The organism is Pseudomonas japonica, assembly GCF_900188455.1.
Lineage (GTDB): Bacteria > Pseudomonadota > Gammaproteobacteria > Pseudomonadales > Pseudomonadaceae > Aquipseudomonas > Aquipseudomonas japonica.
Map to the genome: position 1 here is coordinate 36,136 of NZ_FZOL01000005.1, position 24,740 is coordinate 60,875.

The 24,740-nt window shown below is 58.0% G+C and carries 23 protein-coding genes and 1 pseudogene; 13 read left to right on the forward strand and 11 right to left on the reverse strand.

The features are described from left to right. Positions 1–279: 279 nt before the first annotated feature. A complete protein-coding gene (locus tag CHB99_RS07980; protein WP_042120959.1) occupies positions 280–903 on the reverse strand; it encodes a recombinase family protein in 624 nt (207 codons plus the stop codon). Positions 904–1,299: 396 nt separating this feature from the next. Next, entirely contained in the window at positions 1,300–1,536 is a 237-nt protein-coding gene (locus tag CHB99_RS07985) for a helix-turn-helix domain-containing protein (protein WP_042120958.1), read from the reverse strand. Between the two features lie 417 nt (positions 1,537–1,953). Here CHB99_RS07985 and CHB99_RS07990 point away from each other — a divergent pair, with 417 nt between their 5' ends. The 3 genes from CHB99_RS07990 to CHB99_RS08000 all read left to right on the forward strand — a co-directional run bounded on the left by CHB99_RS07990 (position 1,954) and on the right by CHB99_RS08000 (position 4,847). Further along, the gene (locus CHB99_RS07990; RefSeq protein ID WP_042120957.1) at positions 1,954–2,667 is read left to right on the forward strand and encodes a hypothetical protein; all 714 of its coding nucleotides are present in this window, start codon (positions 1,954–1,956) and stop codon (positions 2,665–2,667) included. A gap of 603 nt (positions 2,668–3,270) precedes the next feature. Then, on the forward strand, positions 3,271–4,416 hold the full coding sequence (locus CHB99_RS07995) for a PDDEXK-like family protein (RefSeq protein WP_042120956.1): 1,146 nt from the start codon (positions 3,271–3,273) through the stop codon (positions 4,414–4,416). A gap of 164 nt (positions 4,417–4,580) precedes the next feature. Then, on the forward strand, positions 4,581–4,847 hold the full coding sequence (locus CHB99_RS08000; protein WP_042120955.1) for a DUF3630 family protein: 267 nt from the start codon (positions 4,581–4,583) through the stop codon (positions 4,845–4,847). 124 nt (positions 4,848–4,971) lie between these two features. Here the strand turns inward: CHB99_RS08000 and CHB99_RS08005 are convergent, their stop codons facing one another. Next, entirely contained in the window at positions 4,972–5,202 is a 231-nt protein-coding gene (locus tag CHB99_RS08005; protein WP_042120954.1) for a helix-turn-helix domain-containing protein, read from the reverse strand. Positions 5,203–5,361: 159 nt separating this feature from the next. On the opposite strand from CHB99_RS08005, the gene CHB99_RS08010 reads away from it, so the two are divergent. The 3 genes from CHB99_RS08010 to CHB99_RS30530 all read left to right on the forward strand — a co-directional run bounded on the left by CHB99_RS08010 (position 5,362) and on the right by CHB99_RS30530 (position 6,609). Continuing rightward, entirely contained in the window at positions 5,362–5,640 is a 279-nt protein-coding gene (locus CHB99_RS08010) for a hypothetical protein (RefSeq protein ID WP_245655566.1), read from the forward strand. A gap of 22 nt (positions 5,641–5,662) precedes the next feature. Then, positions 5,663–6,190 carry a hypothetical protein gene (locus CHB99_RS08015; protein WP_042120952.1) on the forward strand — a complete coding sequence of 176 codons (528 nt, stop codon included), beginning with the start codon at positions 5,663–5,665 and terminating at the stop codon, positions 6,188–6,190. Between the two features lie 161 nt (positions 6,191–6,351). Then, the gene (locus CHB99_RS30530) at positions 6,352–6,609 is read left to right on the forward strand and encodes a helix-turn-helix domain-containing protein (protein WP_428977839.1); all 258 of its coding nucleotides are present in this window, start codon (positions 6,352–6,354) and stop codon (positions 6,607–6,609) included. Positions 6,610–7,189: 580 nt separating this feature from the next. On the opposite strand, the gene CHB99_RS29485 is transcribed toward CHB99_RS30530, so the two are convergent. From CHB99_RS29485 to cysZ, 5 genes are all read right to left on the reverse strand, one after another. Then, positions 7,190–8,671, reverse strand: a complete 1,482-nt coding sequence (locus CHB99_RS29485; protein ID WP_141137268.1) for a DEAD/DEAH box helicase family protein — start codon at positions 8,669–8,671, stop codon at positions 7,190–7,192. 183 nt (positions 8,672–8,854) lie between these two features. Continuing rightward, entirely contained in the window at positions 8,855–9,277 is a 423-nt protein-coding gene (locus CHB99_RS29490; protein WP_141137269.1) for a hypothetical protein, read from the reverse strand. Positions 9,278–9,492: 215 nt separating this feature from the next. Then, positions 9,493–9,909 carry a hypothetical protein gene (locus CHB99_RS08025; RefSeq protein WP_141137270.1) on the reverse strand — a complete coding sequence of 139 codons (417 nt, stop codon included), beginning with the start codon at positions 9,907–9,909 and terminating at the stop codon, positions 9,493–9,495. A gap of 1,144 nt (positions 9,910–11,053) precedes the next feature. Further along, positions 11,054–12,343, reverse strand: a complete 1,290-nt coding sequence (locus tag CHB99_RS08035) for a site-specific integrase (RefSeq protein ID WP_052419352.1) — start codon at positions 12,341–12,343, stop codon at positions 11,054–11,056. Positions 12,344–12,441: 98 nt separating this feature from the next. Next, the gene (gene cysZ / locus CHB99_RS08040) at positions 12,442–13,185 is read right to left on the reverse strand and encodes a sulfate transporter CysZ (RefSeq protein ID WP_042120947.1); all 744 of its coding nucleotides are present in this window, start codon (positions 13,183–13,185) and stop codon (positions 12,442–12,444) included. Positions 13,186–13,444: 259 nt separating this feature from the next. Here cysZ and CHB99_RS08045 point away from each other — a divergent pair, with 259 nt between their 5' ends. Both CHB99_RS08045 and trxB read left to right on the forward strand, forming a co-directional pair. Next, positions 13,445–14,044 carry a peroxiredoxin gene (locus CHB99_RS08045; RefSeq protein ID WP_042120946.1) on the forward strand — a complete coding sequence of 200 codons (600 nt, stop codon included), beginning with the start codon at positions 13,445–13,447 and terminating at the stop codon, positions 14,042–14,044. 134 nt (positions 14,045–14,178) lie between these two features. Beyond that, complete coding sequence (gene trxB, locus CHB99_RS08050; RefSeq protein WP_042120945.1) at positions 14,179–15,141, forward strand: thioredoxin-disulfide reductase; 963 nt, start codon at positions 14,179–14,181, stop codon at positions 15,139–15,141. A 59-nt stretch (positions 15,142–15,200) separates the two neighbouring features. On the opposite strand, the gene CHB99_RS08055 is transcribed toward trxB, so the two are convergent. Next, entirely contained in the window at positions 15,201–16,595 is a 1,395-nt protein-coding gene (locus CHB99_RS08055; RefSeq protein ID WP_042120943.1) for an amino acid permease, read from the reverse strand. 245 nt (positions 16,596–16,840) lie between these two features. Beyond that, positions 16,841–17,689: a carboxylating nicotinate-nucleotide diphosphorylase gene (nadC, locus tag CHB99_RS08060; RefSeq protein ID WP_042120941.1), complete on the reverse strand. Its 849-nt coding sequence runs from the start codon at positions 17,687–17,689 to the stop codon at positions 16,841–16,843. 259 nt (positions 17,690–17,948) lie between these two features. On the opposite strand from nadC, the gene CHB99_RS08065 reads away from it, so the two are divergent. From CHB99_RS08065 to CHB99_RS30540, 5 genes and pseudogenes are all read left to right on the forward strand, one after another. Further along, positions 17,949–20,135, forward strand: coding sequence for a DUF1631 domain-containing protein (locus tag CHB99_RS08065; protein ID WP_042120940.1), 2,187 nt, complete (start codon positions 17,949–17,951; stop codon positions 20,133–20,135). 81 nt (positions 20,136–20,216) lie between these two features. Further along, entirely contained in the window at positions 20,217–20,777 is a 561-nt protein-coding gene (gene ampD, locus CHB99_RS08070; RefSeq protein WP_042120939.1) for a 1,6-anhydro-N-acetylmuramyl-L-alanine amidase AmpD, read from the forward strand. A 4-nt stretch (positions 20,778–20,781) separates the two neighbouring features. Beyond that, positions 20,782–21,615 carry a regulatory signaling modulator protein AmpE gene (gene ampE, locus CHB99_RS08075; RefSeq protein ID WP_042120937.1) on the forward strand — a complete coding sequence of 278 codons (834 nt, stop codon included), beginning with the start codon at positions 20,782–20,784 and terminating at the stop codon, positions 21,613–21,615. A gap of 1,129 nt (positions 21,616–22,744) precedes the next feature. Then, positions 22,745–22,951: pseudogene (locus tag CHB99_RS30535) on the forward strand (HAMP domain-containing protein); the annotation flags it as partial. Positions 22,952–23,101: 150 nt separating this feature from the next. Beyond that, a complete protein-coding gene (locus CHB99_RS30540; RefSeq protein ID WP_401251748.1) occupies positions 23,102–23,806 on the forward strand; it encodes a methyl-accepting chemotaxis protein in 705 nt (234 codons plus the stop codon). Between the two features lie 153 nt (positions 23,807–23,959). On the opposite strand, the gene CHB99_RS08085 is transcribed toward CHB99_RS30540, so the two are convergent. Then, positions 23,960–24,739 carry a TatD family hydrolase gene (locus CHB99_RS08085; RefSeq protein WP_042120925.1) on the reverse strand — a complete coding sequence of 260 codons (780 nt, stop codon included), beginning with the start codon at positions 24,737–24,739 and terminating at the stop codon, positions 23,960–23,962. Position 24,740 lies beyond the last annotated feature (1 nt).

Consider the following 24,740-nt stretch of genomic DNA (forward strand, 5'->3'; position numbering starts at 1 on the left):
CCATCATCCAAGCCCGTGTTTGTTCACGCATATCCCCGCTGGCGTTTTGGTCGCTGGGAGAATGTCTGTCAGCACTATCGCAGTGCTCCCAAGCAGCTAGCGTTTAATTTCTGACCGGACTTGGGCCTCGACAGGCACTCTGCCCTCGGGGCCTTTCCAGCAGTTCATTAGGGTCGTCCATGCGTTTGTGAGCGTGTTTTCTCGACTTCTCGTGACCTACTCGATCCTCGCTGGTTTATCGCGTCCATCTAATGCGTCTTCAGATACTCTCCTGACGCATCAGGCTGGCTGAGACAATTCCCGCTTGATACGGTAGACAGTCGCAACTCCCACACCCGCTAGCTGTGCAATTTCTTCCATCGTCAAACTGCCCCGCTTCAGCAAGTCAGCCACCTTCTCCCATTTCTTCTGATCGCGGCCTTTACCGCCGACCTTCTCGCCACGGGCACGTTTGTTCTCCAGCCCCTGCTTGATCCGCTCTACACGCTTCTCCTGGTCTAGGCGGGCCATCGTAGCCATCAGGTCGATCAGCATGCTGTTGATTACCTGCATCACTTGCCCGGTGATTCCCTTGTCGTTCACGAGCATATGGCTAGTGGGTAGGTCAGCGACCACCAGGCGTAGCCGCTTGGCTTCTATGACGCCTTTGAGGTGCGACCAGTCTTCCTGGGACAGACGGGATAGGCGATCCACCGACTCGACCAGCAGGACGTCTCCAGGGGCAGCTGTGTCCAACAACCGGGAGAGCTCTGGACGATCCAGCTTGGTGCCGCTGATGTTCTCGGCGTAGATGCCGGTGACCTTCAAGTGATGGTTCTGTGCGAAGTCCAGCAGGAGCTGCTTGGCTCGTTCCGCGTCCTGATCCTTGGTGGATGCCCGAAGATAGAGATGGGCTTCGCTCATGTCCGATTTATCCTTTGTCAAGAAAGTCGATAGTCAAATGATAATCTATCATTTGGCTAGATAGCTACTGGTGATTGATAGGTTTCGGATTGCTCCTATCGCCTTCCCATATGGCTCTACTCAAATGATATGTCTCTGGTGGGTTGCACGAGGCCGTGCTGGGACTGGTGTGAACAAGCGTTGGCTTTGGCCCTGGTGGTTCAATTGAGCCCGGCGTGGAGGTGAAAGGTGTTTTAGCCGCAGCTTTCTTCCGCTTAACCCTGAGAAATCAGGGATATAGAGTGAAGGGACGTTTCGCTTGATACCGCAGTGACAGAAGCCCCGGAAACAGGGAGCTAGACCGAAAGAAGATGGGGGAACGACAGAGTTGGACTGATTTACAGGATTAGATGCTGATTACTTTTTGACCAGCTCAGTCATCGTCTCGACGTCGACCACCAGCAGAGACGGAGAGCATCCCAGTGCAGCAGCCAACTTGAAGATCACCGTGATGGTTGGCTGATTCACACCTCGCTCGATCAGGCTGACATAGTTCCGCTGAATGTCGGCTTCCGCCGCCAATTGTTCCTGGCTGAGCCCTGCTAGCTTGCGTCGCTCGCGTAGAACCTTCCCGAATGGCTGCAATCGACCCAAAGCGGACAGTTGGAGAGGCAGCTATCTCAATGGTTGCCCTTTACTAGAAAAGCCTCTATACCGCCCAGACCTGCATGGCGGCTCGAACGCAGCCGCACTGCTTCGATGGCTGAGCGCCCGTCCGCAGAGCGTATCAAGGTAATCGCCGGGATTGAGCGGGGGCAGACGATCAACGATATCCAGTAAGCTTACATGATCGCCAAGTCAGGTTGATGGATTGCGTAGATGCCTCGCAGCCACCGCATGCTTAGAATTCTGTTCTGGCAGCAAATCCAGGTACTGAGAAATGGGTTAGAAAAGGACGCCTGAGGTTTCTGCAAGCCAATCTGGCGGGGTAGAAGGCACCGTCCAGATGGTGACGTAATCCCAGCCGCATGGCAATATGCCTCTACATTTAAATGGATTTAGGCAGGAGCCATGAAAAGAACAAATTCTTTATTTATCCACGGTTTTAACAATGACAAAAATGGCTGGGAAGACTTGGTGTCGTATTGGGAGCCAGTCAAGACCCTTCCAAAAATCATGGCTGAAAAGCGAGGTGAAAAAGTTTTTTATGATACGGGGGCCGCATTCCCAACGGACGTCATAGATTGGGAGTCGGGTAGTTTTGATTTGTCCTTAAGTCGGCTTTGGAGTGTGTACAGGGAAAAAGAAAAGATACTCGAATACTTTGATATCTGGGACAAAGCGAACAACGATGCTGCTGACCTGGGAAAGGGTATCGCTCAGCACATAAACAAATTCTACGTATCAGGTGAGAAAATTGTTTTATCTGCCCATTCGCTAGGTACAGTAGTAGCTCTTGAGGCAGCCAGAAATATCAATACAAACATCAATGTTTATCTATTCACTCTGGCTGGCAGTGCTCCCGCTCACGACTATAATGAGATATTAAACAAGCACGAAAATATAAAACTCGCCACCAACATCTACAGTACGGAAGACTTTGAGCTTAAAATACTTTGTCGCAAAAATGACTCGCTTACCCCTATCGGTCTAACAGAGATCTCATCGGGCAGGGGCATTGCGACAAACTTTGAGTCTAATCTCTTGCACTCCGACTACAAGAAAAACCCCAGGATCCAATCAATCTTCAGAGAGTTCACATACACCGTTAAAAACCACAGCTAGATCCGATTCGCACAACCCTGTGCCGAGGCGAATTAAGCAGCGGTGACAGGTCAAAGACTCTTAGATTCGTATCCTGTCCGAAACGGGGGCTGGCCACCTGTTGGTGCACTTGCCCGAGTTCAAACGGCGCCAGTGATTTTTTCAGAAGCTCAATCTGGCGCCGACTGAGGCGATTGGCAGATGGCTCGCGACTAAGGGACGGCGAAGCAAGTGAATGTTGATCGGTTGATATTGCTATGCTTGCAGGTGATTGGCTGCTGTGGGTCGAAAGCAGCCGACCGCGATTGACCGCTTTCGAGCCATAGCGGACGTTCGCCCAGGGCAGCAAACGGCCAGAAGCGATCGCTCGAATGTGCCACCAGAATTAATGACGATTCGAATCGTGCACTTAAGATTGATATCTAAGCATCGCCGGAGTCACAACTTTAGTCACCGGGGGGACAGCGAGGGTTGTGAGTGCGTTCATTGGTCAGTTGGAGGGGCTGATCAACCGTAAAGGACGGTATTCGCCCTTTAGTTTGCAGGTTGAAACGTAACGCAGTTGGCAAAGAGATGTAAAAATAGCATTATCCTTGCGTCTTCATGGTTAAAAGGAATCAAACGATGAGTGACCTGTTCCATCATGCCGCACTCTTGCGTGCCACCCACCATCAGGAGCCCGGCTTCAACCTATTTTCGGTGCTGCGAACTGAGAGCGATGAAGTTTATCTGCACTCCCGCTTTTTGGCTTTTCTATTAGACCCCAACGGCTCCCATGCTTGCGGTAGCCGGTTGCTCCAGGTCTTTTTGGATGTGATGAAAATCAATGACTTTGAGGTCGAGACCACCACCGTCCAGACAGAATACAAAAGTATTGATATCTTCATCAGAAACGCCAAGGGGCAAGCGATTATCGTTGAAAACAAAATCTATGCCCAAGATGCCTACGAACAACTCTATCGCTATGATCTGTTGGTAAAGAAAGAAGGTTACCAACAGATCACGAACCTTTACCTGACGCTGGACGGTTCGGAGCCAGCGGAACACAGCAAAAAGGATGTGCAGGTTTCCCTTATCAGTTACGAGACCGACATTATACGGTGGCTGGAACTTTGTGTGCCCATCGTTGCCCGCGATGCAGGCTTGCGGGAGGGTGTATTCCAGTACATCGAGTTGCTGCAAAAACTTACATCTACAGACCAAGGAGGAAAATACATGGAAGAGCTGAAAAAGCGGCTGCGAGAAGACGACAACTTGTTTTTGGTGTCGGACATTGAACAGGCTTACAAAGAGGTGCTGGTAGATCTGCAGGAAGATCTGTGGGAACACATGCGGGCTTACCGGCAGGAAATATATCCAGAGATGCCCGCAGCCGAAGATACAGCTGATCGCGATAGTATTCGTAACTATTACACAAAGTCGAAGAACAATCGGTTTTACGGCTTGTACTTCCCACTTGCCGGATTTCCTGGGTATGCCTACATACAAGTGGATCATCGCCTTTACTACGGCTATTGTACTGATGAGCACGAACGAGAATCAGATCGCAAGGCATTATTGGATCTCAGTAAAGATGTACCAAACAGCGCAGGCAAAGCTGATGAACTATTTTGGCGCTATCCAACCCACAATCTTGATCTCCGTTCCCCCACGCGACAAGACCTAGAAGGGTTACGCAGTCCCGCAATTCAGGCGGCGATTGCCAAGGAGTTGATTGACGGGGTTCATCTGCTTTGGACAAGAGCGTTGGAGACTGCCAAGTCTTCCTAAACGTTATAATTCCCAGCGGGGTTTAGAACCCGCTCGAGAGTAAGGTCGCCAGCAGCAAACGGCCGCTCTGGGTTGTTTGCAGCCGTTCGCGAGTGACCGCTCACGACCCATTGCGGACGTTCGCGAGTGGTACGAAAATCTGCGCCTACTGGGTGAGGTGACGTATGTTGACGATAGAAATATCTGAGATTGCTGACTGGAAGTATTTCGAGAGCGTGGCTCAGGTTCTTGAGGAAGGTCTGGGCGGTTACTGGAAAGTAAGAAACGATGGGTTGGACCAACGCTATTGGGATCTAGCGGTAGGCGAACAGACGCTTACCCTGCACCTTGAGCACTATTTGGGCATCTCTGTGCTGATTCCTGATAACGCAGATGAGACGGCTCAACGGGTACATATGTTGCTGAACGTGAGCCGGTCTCTGCGTGGGTAAGCCCGCCTCCACAACGATCGCTACCGTCCTTGGTGGCAGCAATGGGTCGTAAGCGGACGCTCACTGACGTGGATAGATATCGCGGCAAGTCGCACGAGGGTGCGGTTCTTGGCAATCGGGTAGCTCACATCCCTTCGAACAGGGCCGAGATGCTTACCCCCAGAGCATCTGCTAACACCTTTATGGCGTTGATCGAGGGGTTGGCACCGCCTGTCTCGATCCGGGACATGTACGTTCTCGCGAAGCCGCACCTGTCTGCGAACTCTTCTTGATTGATCCCCAGAGCAAGACGTAGCTCGCGTACTCGGCTGCCAAATTGTCGGCAAAGGGCTGGGGTGGGGGGAGGTGCTGGCATTCCCCAATCGTCCAGTGATGTGCTCTAATCGTGAACACACTAATCGTGACATTCGTGATGCCTCGGCCCGTCATTCGAGGGCGGTAGATCGCTGGCGATGGTTGCGGCGAGTGCTGATCGACCTGCCGCACGAGCAGGCACAACACCGGGAGGGAACACATGAAAGGAAGGATGCTGGGGATACTGGTTGCAGGTGCTGCACTGTTGTTGGCGGCATGTGCTGCCCAGCCGCAATACCGGATGGTGAAGCAGGGTGTCACACAACAGGAGGCATCCCAGGACCACGCCCACTGCCAGATGCAGGCCAGCTACGTTCAGGTTGCTGACTACGAGTATCGAGGCACCTTCATGGAGGGTGTCAACATCAAGCAGAAGCAGCAGCAGACTTACGGCCTCTGCATGAACAGCAAGGGCTATAGCTCGGTCCGTGTCCAGTGAGCGCCTTAGGGAAACAACGAAGATGAGTCGAAGCGTTCAGCTCGCACTGATGGCGGGAGTGACTGTGATCCTGACCGCCTGTGCCCAAGGTCGGTACGAACCGGTGGAGTCTGCCGAAGCGCCTATTCCGGCTACAGCCGAGGAGTGGTTCAAGCCGTCAGATGTCAAATACTATGAAGCCCAGTCTCCAGCGTGGAACTTCCAGCATGTACTGGAGAACAGCGCCTATGAGTGCGGTCGTCAGGCGGATATGGGCTTTATCCTGTACCGGCAACTTCGGAGCTACGGCTCCAACAAGCGGCCCGAAGAGAATGCCCAGGCGTTGGCGGAGTGTCAGCAGCATGCCTATCTGAGGGGCAACGAAGCCATAGCCCGTTTGAAACAGGCCAAGGTGTCCATCAAGGCCCTGGAGCTGAGCAAGGACTTGTACGGCAAGTGGTCTGCCTACGTGTCCGGTATGTCCATCTACTCGCCGAAGAACGCCCTGGCCGCCACCCAGTACGAGACAAGCAGGCGGGCGTTGTTGGCTGAGGACAAGTTTGCCCAATAGTGTGCGATCACATATTAGGTAGAGGCGCAGAAGAGGTTGGGGAAGCGGCGATGACAATTACTGGAGAGGATAAGATGGTCGAGAATGTTGTGAATAGTACCTGTGTGTTACCTAAAACTAGTATTCGGGCGGAGCAAGGCTCACTTCAGAAACTGGCGAAGATGAATCTTGAGAACCCTCGCGCTGCGAGTTTGATGCTAATCTTGATGGCGAGAATGAATAGCAAGCAAGCCTTGTCGATCAGTCAGTCAGATCTGGCAAGTCTATGTAAGTGCTCGCTGAATACGGTGAAGCGCGCAATTAGTTATCTTGTCGAGAGAGGTTGGGTGAGAACCGAAAGCGGAATTGTAGGTGGCGCGCTGACTTATTTCGTCAGCCCTGCTGTTGCTCGGCCAGGGAAGGTCCGCAGTACGGGTTAGTGCCGCATTTGAGTAAGATGGGGCAGAACAAGATAGCCTGCTGCCCGTCATCAACTGAAAAGTTTCTGTAGTGCCTTGGCACGTGGTGCTATGTTTTGGCGTTCCGCCACGGACTAATAGTCTCCGTGCTCTCCTATGCAGTTAAAGGCAGAAATCAAGAGGAGGATGGGGCTGTACGCCCTTCTCTTCCACTAAGACTGTAGAATTGACACATGTGCCTTGAAGCACGGGTAATATTCGTGACGGGACGTCACGCACTCTCTCTTCTATGCCTTCGGCATGGTTGGATATGAAGTGGGGGCAGAGGCGAAAGCCCCCAGATATTCTATTTTTAACTGTAGGGTTATTTTGTAACGTACCGTTACAGGTTGACTCTGCAGGGGATAACTTTCAGGTCAATATCCAGGGGGCTTTCTGTTCATCTCTTTCCCTGAATAGATAGAGTTAATTTCGTGCCTTGGGGCACAGTTTTATCTCGGTGACTTCACGTCATATAATTCTAGATTTCATCTGCATGGGATGTTGTCTGATAGAGGAAAAAACCTCTTAAAGAATCTTTAAGGGGAAATTTCCAGTTGATCTAATTTGTCAACTGTCGGTGAGGGCGGAGCCAGCTATTCACCGTTCTTGTTGTTTTTCCAATTTCTTTGGCGATCTGCTCAGTACTGTAGTTTTGATCCCATAGGCTAATGGCTTTTTGCTTGGCGTTCTCTCTCTTTGTTCTAGATGCAGACTCTGGTGCTATGTAATCTTCAGAGAGGGCTTCGTTGATATTACAGTTTCCTATTTTTTCTGCAAGAAAGTTTGCAATATCAAGGTCTTGAACGAATAGCAAAATATTGGATAGGCTTGTTCTGGATCTCAGGGCGGTTCTGCAAACAGATTGAAGGGTTGACTCGTAGAATCGCTCGTACTTCACTGCGTCCCTGACTTGGCTGGAGGTTACTGGGCTCTCGGTAGAGAGTAGTTCTGCAAGTGTACTCAAACTCCTGCCTTCAATTGGGGTGATGTTTCCGTGCTGTAGGCAAATGGCAATGTTGTATTCGGAATACTCGTTGATGCCTCTGCTATCGATAGGGATAAATTTTATATTGCTAAAGTCTTGGCTTGGCGGAACTGGTAGTTCGGGTTTGCACCACTGATGTGCCACCAGAATCGCTTTCCTGTTTCCGATGATTCTAAATACATCGACTTTCAGCCAGGCATCTAGCAAGCAATTTTCTTGATAGTCTGGGTAAAGCTTACCTGCCTTCATAAGTGCTGCACTTTTTGAGTAAGACCTGTTCCTGAAGAAAGGGTGAATTTCAACGTTATTCCCATATCCCGAAAAATCTATGTTTGTTTCGATGGGAAGAATGCGCCATCCTGCACCTATCAGGGTGACTCCAAGAAGCGTCTTCTCTACTTCAGCCCCCATGACCACCGCCTCCAGTGCTGCTTCGAATGCGGGGATGTAATGTTTGATCCCGATTATTCTGATGGTCCGCTGCATCTTAGAGTCGAGTTCTTCGACTTCAATAACATACCTGCAATCAAGTAGCGCCTTGAGAATGCTACGTGCAGCTGCTGTAAAAGTTGAATCGTCTCCGTTGGCCAGCCCTTCAATTAGCGTGCGGCAATCGTCTCTCGCATTTACTCTGTTCTTTCCACCTACTTTGGTCACATAGGTTAGGCTGCCAAACGCTTTACGGTAGGAGAGGTCGCTAAATTTGTGTGTTGAACAATCCCAGGTTGCCGGGACCTCATCTACGTATAGTCGCCATCCATGTAGGGTCTCAGGGTTGATCCGCCTCAGTGACTCGTGAGTACAGATGAGGATCCGGTGTGTGCGGTTGAGAAGGCTTTCCTCTAGACACTGCACGACAGAACCTTCTACGGTACTGCTATCGATGGCATTGAAATCCATCTTCAGATCCTGCATTCGGTTTTGCACTTCTGCTGAAAGAATCTTGGTTGGAAATACAAGTACAGAGTATTGATCGTGTAGCTTGGTGAGATGGTTAATTAGCCAGAATGTTTTTCCTGCTCCTGGCGGTGCAATTACTGTGTAAATGACTCTCATAGATGGTTCGGCTTTTAAGTTATTAGATGCTAACGGTGTAAACTGATTTCAGGGTGGCACGATGCACTGCCAGAGCTTTGAGTCTCTGCTTGAAAGTATGTGAAAGCTCAAGGACGCTCTGGCAGTTTCTGAAGCTAGGGTTGGCGATCAATCAAGGTTTGCTGATCGTAGTGTAGGATGATATTAATCCTCATTTAAGAGGTTTTCTTTTTCTTGGTTTACCTGCTCCCGCAATTTGGTTGCCCGGTCTTTACGATAGTATAGGAGGGATGTTAGCGTTGGCGTGAGACTAGGGTATTGAATGGTGAATAGTTTAAGGAATACTACGTCGGAGTTTTCGGCAGCTACTGAAAAGTACTCTTCATGGTCATCGTGATCATATGTTACGCCTCTTATCTCCCCGCTGGGTGTAATTTGCAGGTAATAAGACGGACGAGTGGAAAAGTCATCCGGGTCGTAATTGTCTGGTTCAAATAGGTCAATGTTAATTATTGTGGCCCACTCAACTGTAGCTAGCTCTCCATGTTCAGGGTTGATGAATGGTAGGTTGTCATAAATGAAGTGGTCTTTGTGGTTTTCTGTGGGGAATGGCGTTTTATTTGTCATAAGGTAACACCTGTCAAGTTTTTACAATGCTTCGTGCCCGTGCTCGTGCCCGTGCTTGAAAGTGGGAGAGGTTAATGGTTGTTATCAAGGGGGCGGCAATTCAGTAAGTGCGTATATGTCCGGGAGTGCTGATCAATCAGAAAGGCCTTGGGTCTGCCATACTTACGAAAGTGCAAATGAACGCATGCTCTTGGTTGTCGTGCGTCCAAAGAAAATTAGGGAAAGTTTCTCAGTCGTTCAATCTTGGCCATGTGCTCGCGACGCTTTCTCTTTGGGTGACTTTGCTTGATCTCAAAAAGGGCTTGTCGAGCTTTGTGATATGCCCGATAGGTCTCAAGCTGCCAGTAATATGGGTTGGAGTCCGGCCAGTTGATCTGGAATTGCACAATGAAATCACATTCGGTGTCGCTCGCTGCTACGCAGTGCTGTCCCACTTGAATAGAAGGCTCATAGGTGAATCCAGTAATTTCCATTTCGGTCGTCATCAGGAAATACATTTGATGGGGCTTGTAAGGCTCAGCCTCTGTAGCGATTCCACAGTAAGGCGAGCGGAATGCGGTGAGAATCGCTGCTAACTTTTCTGGATTACAGATATTGCAGGTGTTGCTGCTGGGGTGCTTTGTACTGTTCATGGTCTTTAAAATGTCAATAATTTGAATGAGTTGGTCTTCCGATATGGCTAAGGCTAGTTATCGTTAGGGTGCGGATTGTTTGTGAAATATATGGTCTTTAAGAGTGTGGGCGATGGGGTTGTGGCTGTGGGGAGTAGTTCTCCTATGATGATTTATTCGGGTGTTGATGTTTGTTCTGCAACGTCTCAGGTGTCTCTGCAGATGGCTGGGAGTTTCATGGGTTTATGGTTGTTTGTCAACGGAAGCAATTAACTTTTTGTGCGTATAAGTTTGGCTGAGTTGCTAATACTTGCTTACTTGCTTACTTGCTTACTTGCTTACTTGCTTACTTGCTTACTTGTGCAATTAATCAACCAAGCACCGGTCTACTCACCCGCTTACTCAAGCACGTACGCACCTGTTCACGTACCCAATGGTTCAAGCAATCAATTGAACCATGGCTTGTATAGGCAACCATTCACTTGCCCGCGTGGGTGGGTACTTACCCATTTACCCATTTACCCATTTACCCATTTACCCATTTACCCATTTACCCATTTGTATATACAGGTCTATGTGTATCTGTATCGCTAGTGATTGTTTCCGTTTTTTCAGTGACAGCGGGGGCGAGCAAGTGGATGTGACGCAGAGCATCCGCCATCGCCTTGAGCGGGCTACGGCTGCCGTAGATGCTGAACGTGACTGCTCCATCCTCGTGCCCGGCTATCCGCTTGATGAGCGAGCCCTGCACCCCGGCATCCCCTAGGTCGTCGATGAGCGTGTGGCGGAAGCTGTGGAATGTCTTCCTCGGGTCTGTGATGCCCAGGCGAGTTTTGTAGTGACCGAACCACTTCGACGGTGCGTGGCCCAGCTTTCCCCGGACGGCCTCCAGTTCGGGGAAAAGGCGATCAGCCCCAGTTGCTCTGGCAGACTCGACGTGTTCCAGCAGGCCCAGGTCAATCAGGACAGGATGCAGGGGGAGTATTCGGCGGCTGCTGGGTTCTTCAGGTTCTGGCCCTACCGGCTATCGTCAATGCGGATGCAGTGGATGTCCTGTTGCATGATGAGGTCGTCTAGCCTGAGCCCACCACTCCGGTGGGTCTTGTATGAACTGGCAACAGCGTCGCTGCCGGGGCTTGCGAGCCTCACCGCGTAACCGCCTTCTTTAGATTGTGGGTAGCAGCCCAGCCGCTCTCGCGATACTCGGCAGCTTCTGGATCTCTGAGCCCATTCGAGGCAGCGGGTTTATTCCGTAGCCGTCGCCAACGTGTCCCGAAGCATGCCCAGTGATCCAGTCGCTGACTTCCTTCGGTATTCCGTGCTCCCTAGCTAGAGTCTTGAAGCTGTGCCGGAAGGCATGAAGTGGATTGCGCCCTTCCCGGTACACACCGCAGCGTTGTGTGATGGGACGCCAGGACTTGGAGACGATGCCTGCAAACCCGTCCGAGACTTTCAGCAACTGGGGGAACACTCTGGAGTCTGACGGTCGTCCTTCTATTAGGGTTAGCAACCCGAGTGCGATCAAGTCGTTGTGAACCGGGATTTCACGGCGACTGCTGTCGGTTTTGACGGACTTGTCGGGCTGGTCGTCAATGATCCGGATGAACCATGATCCCTCCCCATGCTGATGAACATCGGCCACGTAAAGCTGGGCCAGTTCTTCGCGGCGAGCGCCCGTATAGGCCGCTATCAATGGAATCCAGAACACGGCGTTGCCAGGACGACCCTCTGCATATCTCAACCGCTGAAATTCTTCATGGCTGAACAGTGCAACTAGCTCGTTCCAAGCGTATCCGCGATTGTCGTCCAGACGGCGTTTCTGCTTACCGGTGCCGAGGCGCTTGTGGATACGAGAGGCAATGACAGGGTTCGTCTCCATCAGACCAGAATCCACCGAGAACGCCAGAACCGATGACAGTCGGGCCAATAGCAGCCGGGTGGACGAGATCGCTAGGGGCTTTACGGCAGTGTCTTGAGGCTGGATGAGGTTGGCGGCGAAAGCGTGGATGTCGGAAGGCTGGATTGTGGCTATGGGGGCATCACCCATGTCTTTGATGAACCGATTGACGGCGCGGCTGTAGTCCACGGCATGTCGTCGAGAAACATATTCGGATCTGCCCGACAACGACACGGACTGGACGTAGCGATCAAGCGCTTCTGACAGCTTTATATGGGCGCCTGGGGCGGTTTGTGCCGACTGCATGGGTAAGCTAGGCGCCAGCATCGGCGGCTCAGCAAGGACGGTATAGCGTCCTTTACGGGCATCGGTGAACAGCCGTTCAGACTCGACATAGGCGACGGCAAACGCTGCCTTGGCTTGGTGATGATTCCGGGTATTGAGGGAACGGCGAATCTCTGTCTTGCCGATGATTGCCCGAAGGTCATCCGGCACCCTGCGTCGTAGGTAGTAGATCCCCGAATCAGGATGCCGGAATGGTTGTGCTATCAGTGCCATGTGTACCAGCCTTGTGTATCAGTTGGCTGGGAAAGGGCGTTGATTTCGTGGTCTGACAGTGTCGCCGTCGGGTCGAATAGCTACCCTCAGGCCTCTCGCTACCGGATGCTGGTTTCGCCTTTCTCCCGCACCCAGAACAACGTCGCCCCGGCGACGGCCGCCGGCATCATCAGGATGTTGACGAAAGGCACCAGCAGCGCGACGTAGGTGATGCCGCCAAAGCCCAGCGACTGCCAGCGCTTCTGCCGCAGCCAGGCGAGCATGTCCTGCCAGCTCATCTTGTTGTTGTCCGCCGGGTAGTCGATGTACTGGATCGCCATCATCCAGATACCGAACAGCAGCCAGAGCGGTGCGGCGACGACGTTCACCACCGGGATCAGCGACAGGATGAACAACCCCAGCGCCCGCGGCGCGAAGTAGCCGAGCTTGCGCAATTCGCGAGCGAAGGTGCGCGGCACCATGGCCATCAGCTCACCCCAGCTGAACGGCGGGAAGTCGTCCTTGCCGCGCACCACCACCTCCACCTTTTCCGAAAGGAAGCCGTTGAACGGCGCGGCGATGACATTGGCCAGCATCGTGAAGCTGAAGAACACCATCAAGGCCACCAGCACCACGAACAGCGGCCAGAGGACGTAGGTGAGAAAGCTCAGCCAGTCGGGCAGGGTCGGCATCAGTGCATCGACCCACAGGGCGAACTGATGCCCGGCAAGGTAGACCAGGCCGACGAACAGCAGCAGGTTGATTGCCAGGGGCAGCAGCACGAACAGGCGCAGCCCGGGACTGAGGACCAGCTTCAGGCCTTCGCGCAGGTATTGCGGGCCGGATAGTACAGGGGCTTGCATAAGGAGCTCCGGGGGATGGAAAACGCGCCGACCTTACCGAGTTTGCTGGCGCGACGAAAGCCGCTCGGGGGCAGCGAAACGGTGTGTAACAAATACGCCTGGCGGCCACTCATAGGCAAAGATCTGAACAATCACGGGCTGTATAGAGCCGGTCTATGAGGTGGATTGTTTAAGGATATTTCCTTAATCTCTGGCCCCTCGCTACAGTGCGCACATTCTTTTTCAACGCCTTCGAATCCACGGTTCTCAAGGAGTTCCCATGAGTATTCTGGTCAACAAGCAAGCCCCTGATTTCGATGCGGCGGCGGTCCTGGGCGACGGCTCGATCGTCGACAGCTTCAAGCTCTCCTCGCTGCGCGGCAAATATGTCGTGCTGTTCTTCTGGCCGCTGGACTTCACCTTTGTCTGTCCGTCGGAAATCATCGCCCACAACAACCGCATGTCGCGCTTCCGCGAACTGGGTGTGGAAGTGGTCGGCGTCTCCATCGATTCGCAGTTCACCCACCACGCCTGGCGCAGCACGCCGGTGGAGAAGGGTGGCATCGGCGCGGTCGAGTTCACCATGGTCGCCGACGTCAAGCACGAGATCACCCGCGCCTATGGCGTCGAGCACGATGACGGCGTGGCATTGCGCGCTTCGTTCCTGATCGACCAGCAAGGCGTGGTGCAGCACCAGGTGGTGAACAACCTGCCGCTGGGTCGCGAAGTGGACGAAATGATCCGTCTGGTCGAAGCCTTGCAATTTACCGAGCAACATGGCGAAGTCTGCCCCGCCGGCTGGCGACCAGGCCAGAAAGGCATGAAGGCTGATGCCCAGGGCGTCGCCGATTACCTGGCGGAAAACGCCAAAAGCCTGTAAGGCCTCGCTGCAACGGTTTTCAGAACCCGCAGCCACAGGCCTTCCCCAAGGCCTTGCGGGTTCTTTTTTAATTTCACCGGCGATCCCGGTGTCACCGGGCTGGCCAGCAAGTGCCAGTCCGACAGGAGCGTGTCATGTCCGAAGTACGTCATTCTCGCGTCATCATCCTCGGTTCCGGCCCTGCCGGTTACAGCGCCGCGGTCTATGCCGCACGCGCCAACCTCAAGCCGCTGCTGATCACCGGCATGCAGGCTGGCGGTCAGCTGACCACCACCACCGAAGTCGACAACTGGCCGGGCGATCCCCATGGCCTGACCGGCCCGGCGCTGATGCAACGCATGCAGGAACACGCCGAGCGCTTCGAGACCGAAATCGTCTTCGACCATATCAATGAAGTCGCGCTGCAGCAGAAGCCGTTCACCCTCAAGGGCGACAGCGGCACCTACACCTGCGACGCGCTGATCATCGCCACCGGCGCCAGCGCCCGCTACCTGGGCCTGCCTTCGGAAGAAGCGTTCATGGGCAAGGGCGTGTCGGCCTGTGCTACCTGCGACGGCTTCTTCTACCGCAACAAGCCGGTCGCCGTGGTCGGTGGCGGCAACACCGCGGTGGAAGAGGCGCTGTACCTGGCCAATATCGCCAGCAAGGTGACCCTGATCCACCGTCGCGAAACCTTCCGCGCCGAGAAGATCCTGATCGACAAGCTGCACGCCCGGGTTGCCGAAGGCAAGATCGAGCTCAAGCTCAACGCCACCCTGGACGAAGTCCTGGGCGACAACATGGGTGTCACCGGTGCGCGCCTGAAGAACAACGACGGCAGCCTGGACGAGATCAAGGTCGACGGCGTGTTCATCGCCATCGGTCATACCCCGAACACCTCGCTGTTCGAAGGCCAGTTGGAGCTGAAGGACGGCTACATGGTGGTGGCCGGCGGTCGTGAAGGCAACGCCACCGCGACCAACATCGAAGGTGTGTTCGCCGCCGGTGACGTGGCCGACCACGTGTACCGCCAGGCGATCACCTCGGCCGGTGCCGGCTGCATGGCGGCGCTGGACGTCGAGCGTTACCTCGACGGCCTGGCCAACGCTTCGTTCTGATCGAAAAAACCGCGAAGGGCCGGCCAGGCCCTTCGCGGTTTTTCATTTCACGCGGGTCTTCAGTACGCGCGTTCCAGCCCCACCTCCGATTCCTTGCCGCGCTTGCGGCAGATCACGATCCCCAGCAACGACACGCCCATCGCCAGCATCAGCGTGCTGGTCGCCTCGGCGCGATGGTCTTCGGTGAACAGCAGCACGGCCAGTGCCGCCGAGATGAACAGGATCACGCCGTAGGTCAGCCAGGGGAACAGCCACATCTTCAGGGTCAGGGCGTTGCCGTGACGACGGCGCATGCGCAACTGGGAAATGGCGATGGCCAGGTACACCAGCAGGGCGATCGCGCCGGAGCTGGAGAGCAGGAAGTCGAACAGGCTCGCCGGGGCGAAGTGATTGAGCGCGGCAATGAAGGCGCCGATGAACGCGGTCACCAGTACGGCGTTGCGTGGCACGCCGTTGCCCGAGGTGCGTGCTGTCGCCGCTGGCGCATCGCCGCGTCGGGCCAGGGAAAACAGCATGCGCGAGGCGATGTAGATCGACGAGTTCATGCAACTGGTCACGGCCACCAGCACCACCAGGTCGACGATCAGCTTGGCATGGGGCACCTGCAGCAGTTCCAGGGCGCGTTGGTAGGAGCCGACCTCGGCCAGTTGCGGATCGCTCCAGGGCACCACGGAAATCACCACCATGATCGACAGCAGGTAGAACACCCCGATGCGCCAGATCACCGAGCGGGTGGCCTTGGCGATGTTGCGCGAAGGTTCGCCGGATTCCGCGGCGGCGATGGTCACCGACTCGGTCCCGATGAAGCTGAACATGATGGTGATGAAGGCGCCCACCACCGCGGTCATGCCATTGGGGGCGAAGCCGCCGTGGTTTTCCATCAGGCTGAACAGGCCGCTGCCTTCATGGTTCGGCACCCAGCCGCCGAGCGCCGCCGCGCCGAAGCCGATGAACAGGATGATCGCGGTGACCTTGAGCAGGGCGAACCAGAATTCGAACTCGCCGTACTTCGACACGCCGAACAGGTTGGTGATGCTCAGCAGCAGCACCGAGGCGAGGGCGAAGATCCAGCTGTCGATCAACGGGAACCACTGGTTGAGGATATGCCCGGCGGCCAGCGCTTCGATGGGTACCACCAGCACCCAGAACCACCAGTACAGCCAGCCGATGGTGAAGCCGGCCCAGGGGCCGATGGCCTTTTCCGCGTAGGTGGAAAAGGAGCCGGTGTCGGGGTTGGCCACGGCCATTTCACCGAGCATGCGCATCACCAGCACCACCAGGGTGCCGGCCACCAGGTAGGCGAGGATCACCGCGGGTCCGGCGGCGGCGATGGCGTGTCCGGAACCGACGAAAAGTCCGGCGCCGATGATCCCGGCGATGGACAGCATGGTGACGTGACGGGGTTTGAAACCGGTGGACAGCTGTCCGCTGCCGGAGTCGTTCAGGCTCGACATACTCTGCTCTTGTTGATGGGGTCATTGAAGGCAGAGACGAAGCAGCGACGGGGCGAATCAGGGCCGCTTCAAGGAACGTGCCTCTACGCGTGTAGTTGTTGGCCGGCTCAGGCGTTCCGGCGGGGCTACCTTAACGCGGCGGGAGGAGGGGGAATTGACGCGGGTGCGGCCTGGGAGTACCGGATTGCGACATGCTTTGCCTGTACCGGCCCCATCGCTTGCCAGCGATGAGGCCGACAGGTTGATCAGAGGCTCAAGCGCATCGACAGGTCCACTGCCTTCACATCCTTGGTCATCGCGCCGATGGAGATGTAGTCCACTCCGGTCTCGGCGATCACCCGCAGGGTGCTTTCGTTGATCCCGCCGCTGGCTTCCAGCTTGGCGCGGCCGGCGGTCAGGCGCACCGCTTCGCGCATTTCGTCCAGGCTCAGTTCGTCGAGCATGATGATGTCGGCGCCGCCATTGAGGGCCTGCTGCAGTTCATCCAGGCTTTCCACCTCGACTTCCACAGGCTTGCCCGGGGCGATGCGGCGCGCGGCACCGATGGCTTCGGCGATGCCGCCGCTGGCGGCGATGTGGTTTTCCTTGATCAGGAAGGCATCGAACAGGCCGATGCGGTGGTTGTGACAACCGCCGCAGGTGACCGCGTATTTCTGCGCCAGGCGCAGGCCGGGCAGGGTCTTGCGGGTGTCGAGCAGGCGCACCTGGGTGTCGGCGACCTGGTCGGCGAGGAACTGCGCGCGCGTCGCCACGCCGGACAGCAGTTGCAGGAAGTTCAGCGCGCTGCGCTCGCCGGTCAGGAGCGAACGGGCCGGGCCTTCCAGATGGAACAGCGCCTGGTTGACCACGGCGCGCTCACCGTCCTGGACCTGCCAGTGCACCGCCACCCGCGGATCGAGCTGGCGGAAGACCGCGTCGACCCAGGCCGTCCCGGCGATCACGCAGTCTTCGCGGGTGATGATGGTGGCCTTGGCCAGGCGTTCGGCGGGGATCAGTTGGGCGGTGATGTCGCCGCTGCCGATATCTTCCTGCAACGCACGGCGCACGTTGGCTTCGATTTCGGCGGTCAGATCGGCGAGGCGTAGGTTCGGCATGACAAGCTCCACAAGCTAAGTGGCCGGGATTATAGGGCAGGCGGGGGCGGGAACGCAGCAGCCAGAGGGCGTTGTATCGACGGCGCGCCTTTGGTCGGGAAAGTTGAGCGTTTTGCCGGGAATGGGGGTCTACACGAAGCTGGAGTGCCGCGCGTTGTACCTCTGGCGAACGGGATATTTTTTCCAGATAATGCGCGACCGATATTTGACGTCATGCCTTTGACGATTTCGAAGTCACCCCCCCTGCCAGGAGTCCGGGATGCAAAAAGACGGGAAGGTGCTGCCCTTGCGCAGCGTCGCCATCCAGGCGTCGCACACGCCCCTGGCTCGTCTGCCGGTCGCTCTGCTGCATGTGCGTGACAAGGCCGCGCTGCATTTGCGCCAGTCCCTCCAGGCGCTGTTCGACAACGCCGACGACACGCTTTTCGAAATGGCCGACAAGGCCGCCAGCGACAAGGAGCAGAACCTGCTCTTCGAGGCCATGCGCGACCTGCGGCACAAGCGCAAAAGCATCGAGCGCGGTTTTCTCGACAGTTTCTATGCCGCCTTCATGGAGGTCGGTCACGGTGACCCGCTCACCGCCTTGCCGGCCCGCACGCCAGCCCATGACACCCTGAGCCTGGTGGCCAGCGACGAACTGGAGCGCACCGTGGCGGTGGATGGCATGGTCGCCCGGGTTCTGGCCCGCGACGGTTTCGCCCTCGGCCAGCTGACCCTGCGTTTCAACAGCCTGTTGCAGCAGCGGCTGAGCGACCAGAACAACCCGCTGGGGCCGACCCTGCTCTGTGAATACTTCCTGCGCGCCGGGCGCAGCCTGGGGGTGGGGATCAAGGTCAAGCTGGTCCTGCTCAAGCTGTTCGAGCGCTACGTGCTGCGCGAGGCCGACCAGCTCTATGGCGAAGCCAACCAGTTGCTGATCGCCACCGGCATCCTTCCCGAGCTCAAGGCGCTGCCCCAGCGGCGCGCCCAGGATCGCGCGGTGCTGGAGATCCGGGTGCCGGCCAACGAGGCGAATGCCGAGGTCGAAGCACTCGATGCCAACACCCTGGCGGTGTTTTCCTCCCTGCAGTCCTTGCTGCGCCCGGTGCGTGGGCGTCTGAATCCGCGGCTTGGCGGCGGTCCGGCGCGTCCGGTCAGCGGCCGCGACCTGCTGCGCCTGCTGACCCACCTGCAGCAGTACGTGCCCGTCGAGCTGGAGCACGAGGATTTCGACCTGCGCCATCACCTCGAACAGTTGCTGACCCGCCTCAGCGTGCAGAGCGGCAGCGACCGGCGTCTGGAGGCCAGCGACGAGGACGTGATCAACCTGATCGCCATGCTCTTCGATTTCATTCTCGACGACCGCAACCTGCCCCATTCCCTGCGGGTGCTGATCGGGCGCCTGCAGATCCCGATGCTCAAGGTGGCGTTGCTGGACAAGCGCTTCTTCAGCCGTGTCACCCACCCGGCGCGGCGCCTGCTCAATGAGCTGGCCGCGGCCGCCATGGGCTGGGACAGGCGCGACGATCACCAGCGCGATCACCTGTACCAGCACGTGAATATGCTGGTGCAGCGCCTGCTCGACGATTTCAGCGACGATCCGGCGATTTTCGCCGAACTGCTCAACGATTTCCTTGCCTTCAACAATGACGAGCGCCGCCGCGCCGAACTGCTGGAGCAGCGTACCCGTGATGCCGAGGAAGGCCGTGCGCGCACCGAGCATGCCCGCGGTCGGGTGCAGCACGAACTCAATTGCCGGCTGCAGGGCCGGCAGTTGCCGCGCATCGTCGTGCGGGTGCTGGAGGATGCCTGGAGCCAGGTGCTGTTGCTGGCGTGGCTCAAGCACGGCGAGCACTCGGCGCCCTGGCACGAAGCCCTGGCGACCATGGACGCCTTGCTGTGGAGCGTTGGCCCGCTGGAACAGCCGGAAGATCGCCACCTGCTGCTGGAACGGGTACCGGGTCTGCTCAAGGCGCTGCGCGAGGGCCTGGGTGGCGCGGTGTTCGACCCCTTCGCCACCAGTGAATTCTTCGCCGCCCTCGAGGCGCTGCATCTCGGCGCCTTCGCGCCAGCGGGCGGGCGGGGTGACGGGCAGTCGGGTACCGAGCGGGTGCTGGTGCGTGACGAGATCGTCCTGCGCGGGCCGGAAGACTGGCCGCTGGGCGACAGCGACGAATGCCTGGCCGAGGACGATCCGCAACTGCTCAGGGTGCGCCAGCTGCAACCCGGCACCTGGATCGAGCTGCATGACGACGACGAGCCGCTGCGCTGCAAGCTGATCGCCCTGTTCGATGACAGTGACCGCTGTGTCTTCGTCAACCGCGGCGGGATGAAGGTCCGTGAGTGGAGTGCCATGGGCCTGGCGCTGGCCTTGCGGCGCGGGGATGTCAGCCTGCTCGACGACAGCCTGCTGTTCGACCGGGCGCTTGACTCCGTGGTCAGCCAGCTGAAGGGCGATCGCCACTGAGGCACCTCACACTTTTTAACGATACAGACCCGGCCGGCTCGGGGCATACTGCTGCGGTGCCCCCGTGTTTCAGGATTTTCTATGCAGCTGGATCGCACCACAGGCTGGTTCGCTGGCGTCACCCATTGCCCCTCCCCCAATTTCAACGCGCGTCCGGATGGCGAAGCGATCGCTCTTCTGGTGATCCACAACATCAGCCTGCCGCCCGCGCAATTCGCCACCGGCAAGGTCCAGGCGTTCTTCCAGAACCGCCTCGATCCGGCCGAGCATCCGTTTTTCGAGACCATCAAGGACCTGCGGGTGTCCGCGCATTTCCTCATCGAGCGCGACGGCGCGGTGACCCAGTTCGTTTCCTGCCTTGATCGCGCCTGGCACGCCGGCGTGTCGCGCTTCGGCGAGCGCGAGGCCTGCAACGACTTTTCCATCGGCATCGAACTGGAGGGCACCGACGAGCTGCCCTACAGCGATGCCCAGTACCAGGCACTGGAATGCCTGACCCGGCAACTGCGCGCGGCCTGGCCGGCGCTCGATGGCGAGCGCATCTGTGGCCACAGCGATATCGCCCCCGGACGCAAGACCGATCCCGGCCCGGCCTTCGACTGGGCCCGTTACCGCGCCACCCTGCGGGACAAGGAGAACTGAATCGATGACTTTCCTGGTGTTGTTGCTGGTGCTGTGGGTGGAGAAGTTTTCCGCCCTGCGTGCGCGCCTGCAACGTGACGGTTTTTTCCTGACGGAGCTGGCTCGCCTGGAGCGTACCGGCAAGACCCATCCGTGGTGGGTGCTGGCGATCGTGGTGCTGGCCCCGGTGGCGTTGCTGGCGCTGCTGCTGCATGTGCTGGACCCGGTGGCCTATGGCCTGCTGGCCCTGCCGGTGCATCTGCTGGTGCTGATCTACAGCCTTGGCCGCGGTGATGTGAAGGCGTCGCTCGGGCCATTTCGCGATGCCTGGCGGCGGGGTGACGAGCAGGCCGCGGTGCATGTCGCCGAGCGCGACCTGCAGGTGCTCGCCGACGATGAGCAGAGCCTGCTGCACAAGGTCCAGGGGCATCTGCTGTGGGATGCCTGCCAGAGCTTTTTCGCGGTGATCTTCTGGTATGTGCTGCTCGGTCCCGCGGCGGCGCTGGCCTATCGCTTGCTGGCGCTGGCCGCCGACAACGCGCGCAACCCGGCGCTGCAGGAGCGCGCGCGGCAACTGCGGCATGCCTTCGACTGGGCGCCGGTGCGCGTCCTGGCGGCGAGCTTCGCCCTGGTCGGCAACTTCGTCGCGGTGAGCCGGGTGATGCTGCACGAACTGCTCAACTGGCATATCGCCGCGCCGCGGCTGATCACCATTGCCGGGCATGCGGCGGCGGAATTGCCGGCGACCGCGCCGGTGGGCGAGGAAGGGCTGGCGGGGCTGGACAAGCTCTGGGAGCTGCTGCTGCGCTCGGCGGTGCTGTGGTATGCGTTCTTTGCTCTTTGGACCGTGCTGGGGTGAGATTTCCGGGACCGCAGAGCGGTCCCGATCGGTGACCGGCAAGTCATTTACCTTAAGTTACAAAACCGCCCTTCGATATGCGCTATACAAGTGCAGGAGCGCCGCCAATGGCTAACTGCCATTGCGTCTGACAACAATAAGAAATCGAAGGAGACGACCAGTGAAGAGCCTGCTGCGTCCGGCCATTGCGCTGATGAATCGCCTGAGCTTCGGCATGAAGTTCAGCCTGATCAGTGTCCTGTTCTTCCTGCCCATGCTGGTGACCAACTTCTATCTGGTCCGTGATTCCTACGCCAAATTCAATGCCACCCGCATCGAGCTGCAGAGCCTCGACCTGCTGCGCGGCAGCCTGGCGGTGCGCGGCGATCTGGAAACCCTGGGCAACCTGGTGCAGATCAACGCCGTGCTCGGCCAGTCGGGCAAGGCCGAGGATATCGAGGCGCGGATCGCAAGCCTTGGCCAGCAGGTCCAGGCAAAGCTTGCGGCGCTGCAACCGGTGCACAGCGACGAAACGCTGGGCACGGCATTCGTCGACAAACGCGATGAACTGCTTGACGCCTTGCGCGCCGCCCTTGGCGAAATGTCGCTGCAGACCCAGGTGGCGCTGTTCGACAAATTGCAGACCCCGGCACAGAACCTGCCGCGCCTGATCGCCAGCCAGTCCGGGCTGAACCAGGATGTCGACGGCGCCCTGCGCCAGTTGACCGAACTGCTGATCACGGTCACCCCGCAGGTCACCCAGGTGCTCGGTGAAGGTCGTGCCATGGGGTCCTATTCCCTGGGCCAGGGCTTCATCAATTCAACCGCCAGTTCCCGCTTCGAAGACCTGCTGCTGCAGATCGAGAAGCTTTCCGCCGACTACGCCCTGAAGATTCAGGAAGCCCTGTCCGGCGACCGCCAGGCCCAGGCCCGTCTCGGCGACCAGGCGGCGGCCAGCCAGGCATCGTTGAAGCAGGCTTCGGAGCTGTTCGAGAACCAGGTGGTGGTGGCGGAAACCCTGGATGCGCCCTGGTCGAGCTTCTACAAGCAGACCAGCGAGCTGATGGCCCGCACCTATGAGCTCAACGAGTCCACCCTGGCCTTCCTCGACCAGCAGTTGCAGGAGCGCCTGGGCGAATACCGCCGCCACATGATCCTGCTGGTGGTGGCCCTGGCCAGTGTGTTCCTGCTGGTGGTCTATCTCTACAGCGGCTTCTATGCCTCGACCCGCAACACCCTGAACAGCCTCGGCGAGGTGATGGACAAGGTGGCGGCGGGGGACATGACGGTCAGCTACGAGGTGCAGAGCCGCGACGAGCTGGGCGAGCTGGGACAGATGTTCAACGGCACGGTGAAGCGCATCCACGACCTGATCGAGAAGGTCGGTCGGACCGTCACTGAAGTGGAGCGCCAGGCCCAGCAGGTACACGAGGTGTCGTCGCGCAGCAACCAGGCGGTCAGCGGCCAGCGCGGGCAGATCGAGCAGGTGGCTACGGCGATGAACCAGATGTCCGCCACTGCCCAGGAAGTGGCGCGCAGCGCCGCGGCGGCGGTGAGCAGTGCCCACAGCGTGAACAGCGAAACCGAAACCGGTCGCAGCCTGGTGGAATCGCAGCAGGGCAGCATTGCCGGGCTGGCGAAGGAAATCGATCAATCGGTGGCGGTGATCAACCAGCTGGTCAGCGACAGCCAGGCCATCAGCCGGGTTCTGGAAGTGATCAAGAGCATCGCCGAGCAGACCAACCTGCTGGCCCTCAACGCCGCCATCGAAGCGGCGCGGGCGGGGGAGCAGGGCCGTGGTTTCGCGGTGGTGGCGGACGAAGTGCGCACCCTGGCCAAGCGCACCCAGCAGTCCACCGGGGAAATCGACGAGATGATCTCGCGTCTGCAGAACGGCGTCGGCGCGGCGGTGCGGGCGATGGACAGCAGCCATCAGATGGCCGCGGGCACGGTGAGCCAGTCGCAGCAGGTGCAGCAGGCGCTGGAAAACATCCTGGGCGCGATCGGCATGATCGTCGACCAGAACCAGCAGATCGCCGCGGCGGTGGAGCAGCAGACCGCGGTGGCCCATGACATCGACCAGAACATCGTGCAGATCAACCGCGCCGCGGAGCACACCACGCAGGGCGCGCACCAGACCGAGGATGCCAGCCGGCAGTTGAGTTCACAGGTGATGGAGTTGAAGCAGTTGATCGGGGCGTTCCGCGTCTGACCAACATCACACAATGCTCCCCCCCGCCGCCGTAGGAGCGTGGCTTGCCCGCGAAGGACCGCAAAGCGGTCCCAGACCTCACTGCTATCTGGGACCGCTGCGCGGTCCTTTCGCGGGCAAGCCACGCTCCTACGGGGGGTAGGGGCGCCAGCATCACTGCCAGCCAAACAGCTCGCAGGCATTGCGGGTACTGGCTTCGGCCAGCGTCGCCGTCTCGATCCCCATGATCCCCGCCAACGCCCCGGCAATCTGCGGCAAATGCAGCGGACTGTTCCTCACCCCCGGAAACATCGCCGGCGCCATGTCCGGGGCATCGGTTTCCAGTACCACGCTGTCCAGCGGCAGGCGCGGCAGCACCTTGTGCAGGCGCAGGGCCTGCGGCCAGGTCGCCGCGCCGCCGAGGCCGAGACGAAAGCCCAGCTTGATGTACTCCCGCGCTTCCTCGTAGCTGCCGGCGAAGGCATGGATGATCCCGCCCCGCTCCAGCCTGAAGCGCTTGAGGGTGGCGATCACCGCGGCATGACTGCGGCGCACGTGCAGCAGCGCCGGCAGCCTGAAGTCCGCGGCCAGTTGCAACTGGGCTTCGAACAGCGCCTGCTGGCGGTCACGGTCGAGTGCTTCCAGGTAGTAATCCAGGCCGAACTCGCCCACCGCGCACAGCTGTGGATCGCCGCGCAGCCGGGTGAGCCAGTCGCCCAGTTCGGTCAGGTGCTGTGGCCGATGTTCGTCCAGGTACACCGGGTGCAGGCCGAAGGCCGCGTACAGCGTCGGCTCGGCCTTGACCAGCTCCCACACCCGCTGCCAGTTGGCCGCGTACACCCCCAGCACCACCATCTTCTCCACTCCACCGGCCCGGGCCGCCGCCAGCAGGTCGTGGCGGTCGGCGTCGAAGTCGGGGAAGTCGAGGTGGGTGTGGGTGTCGATCAGGCGCATG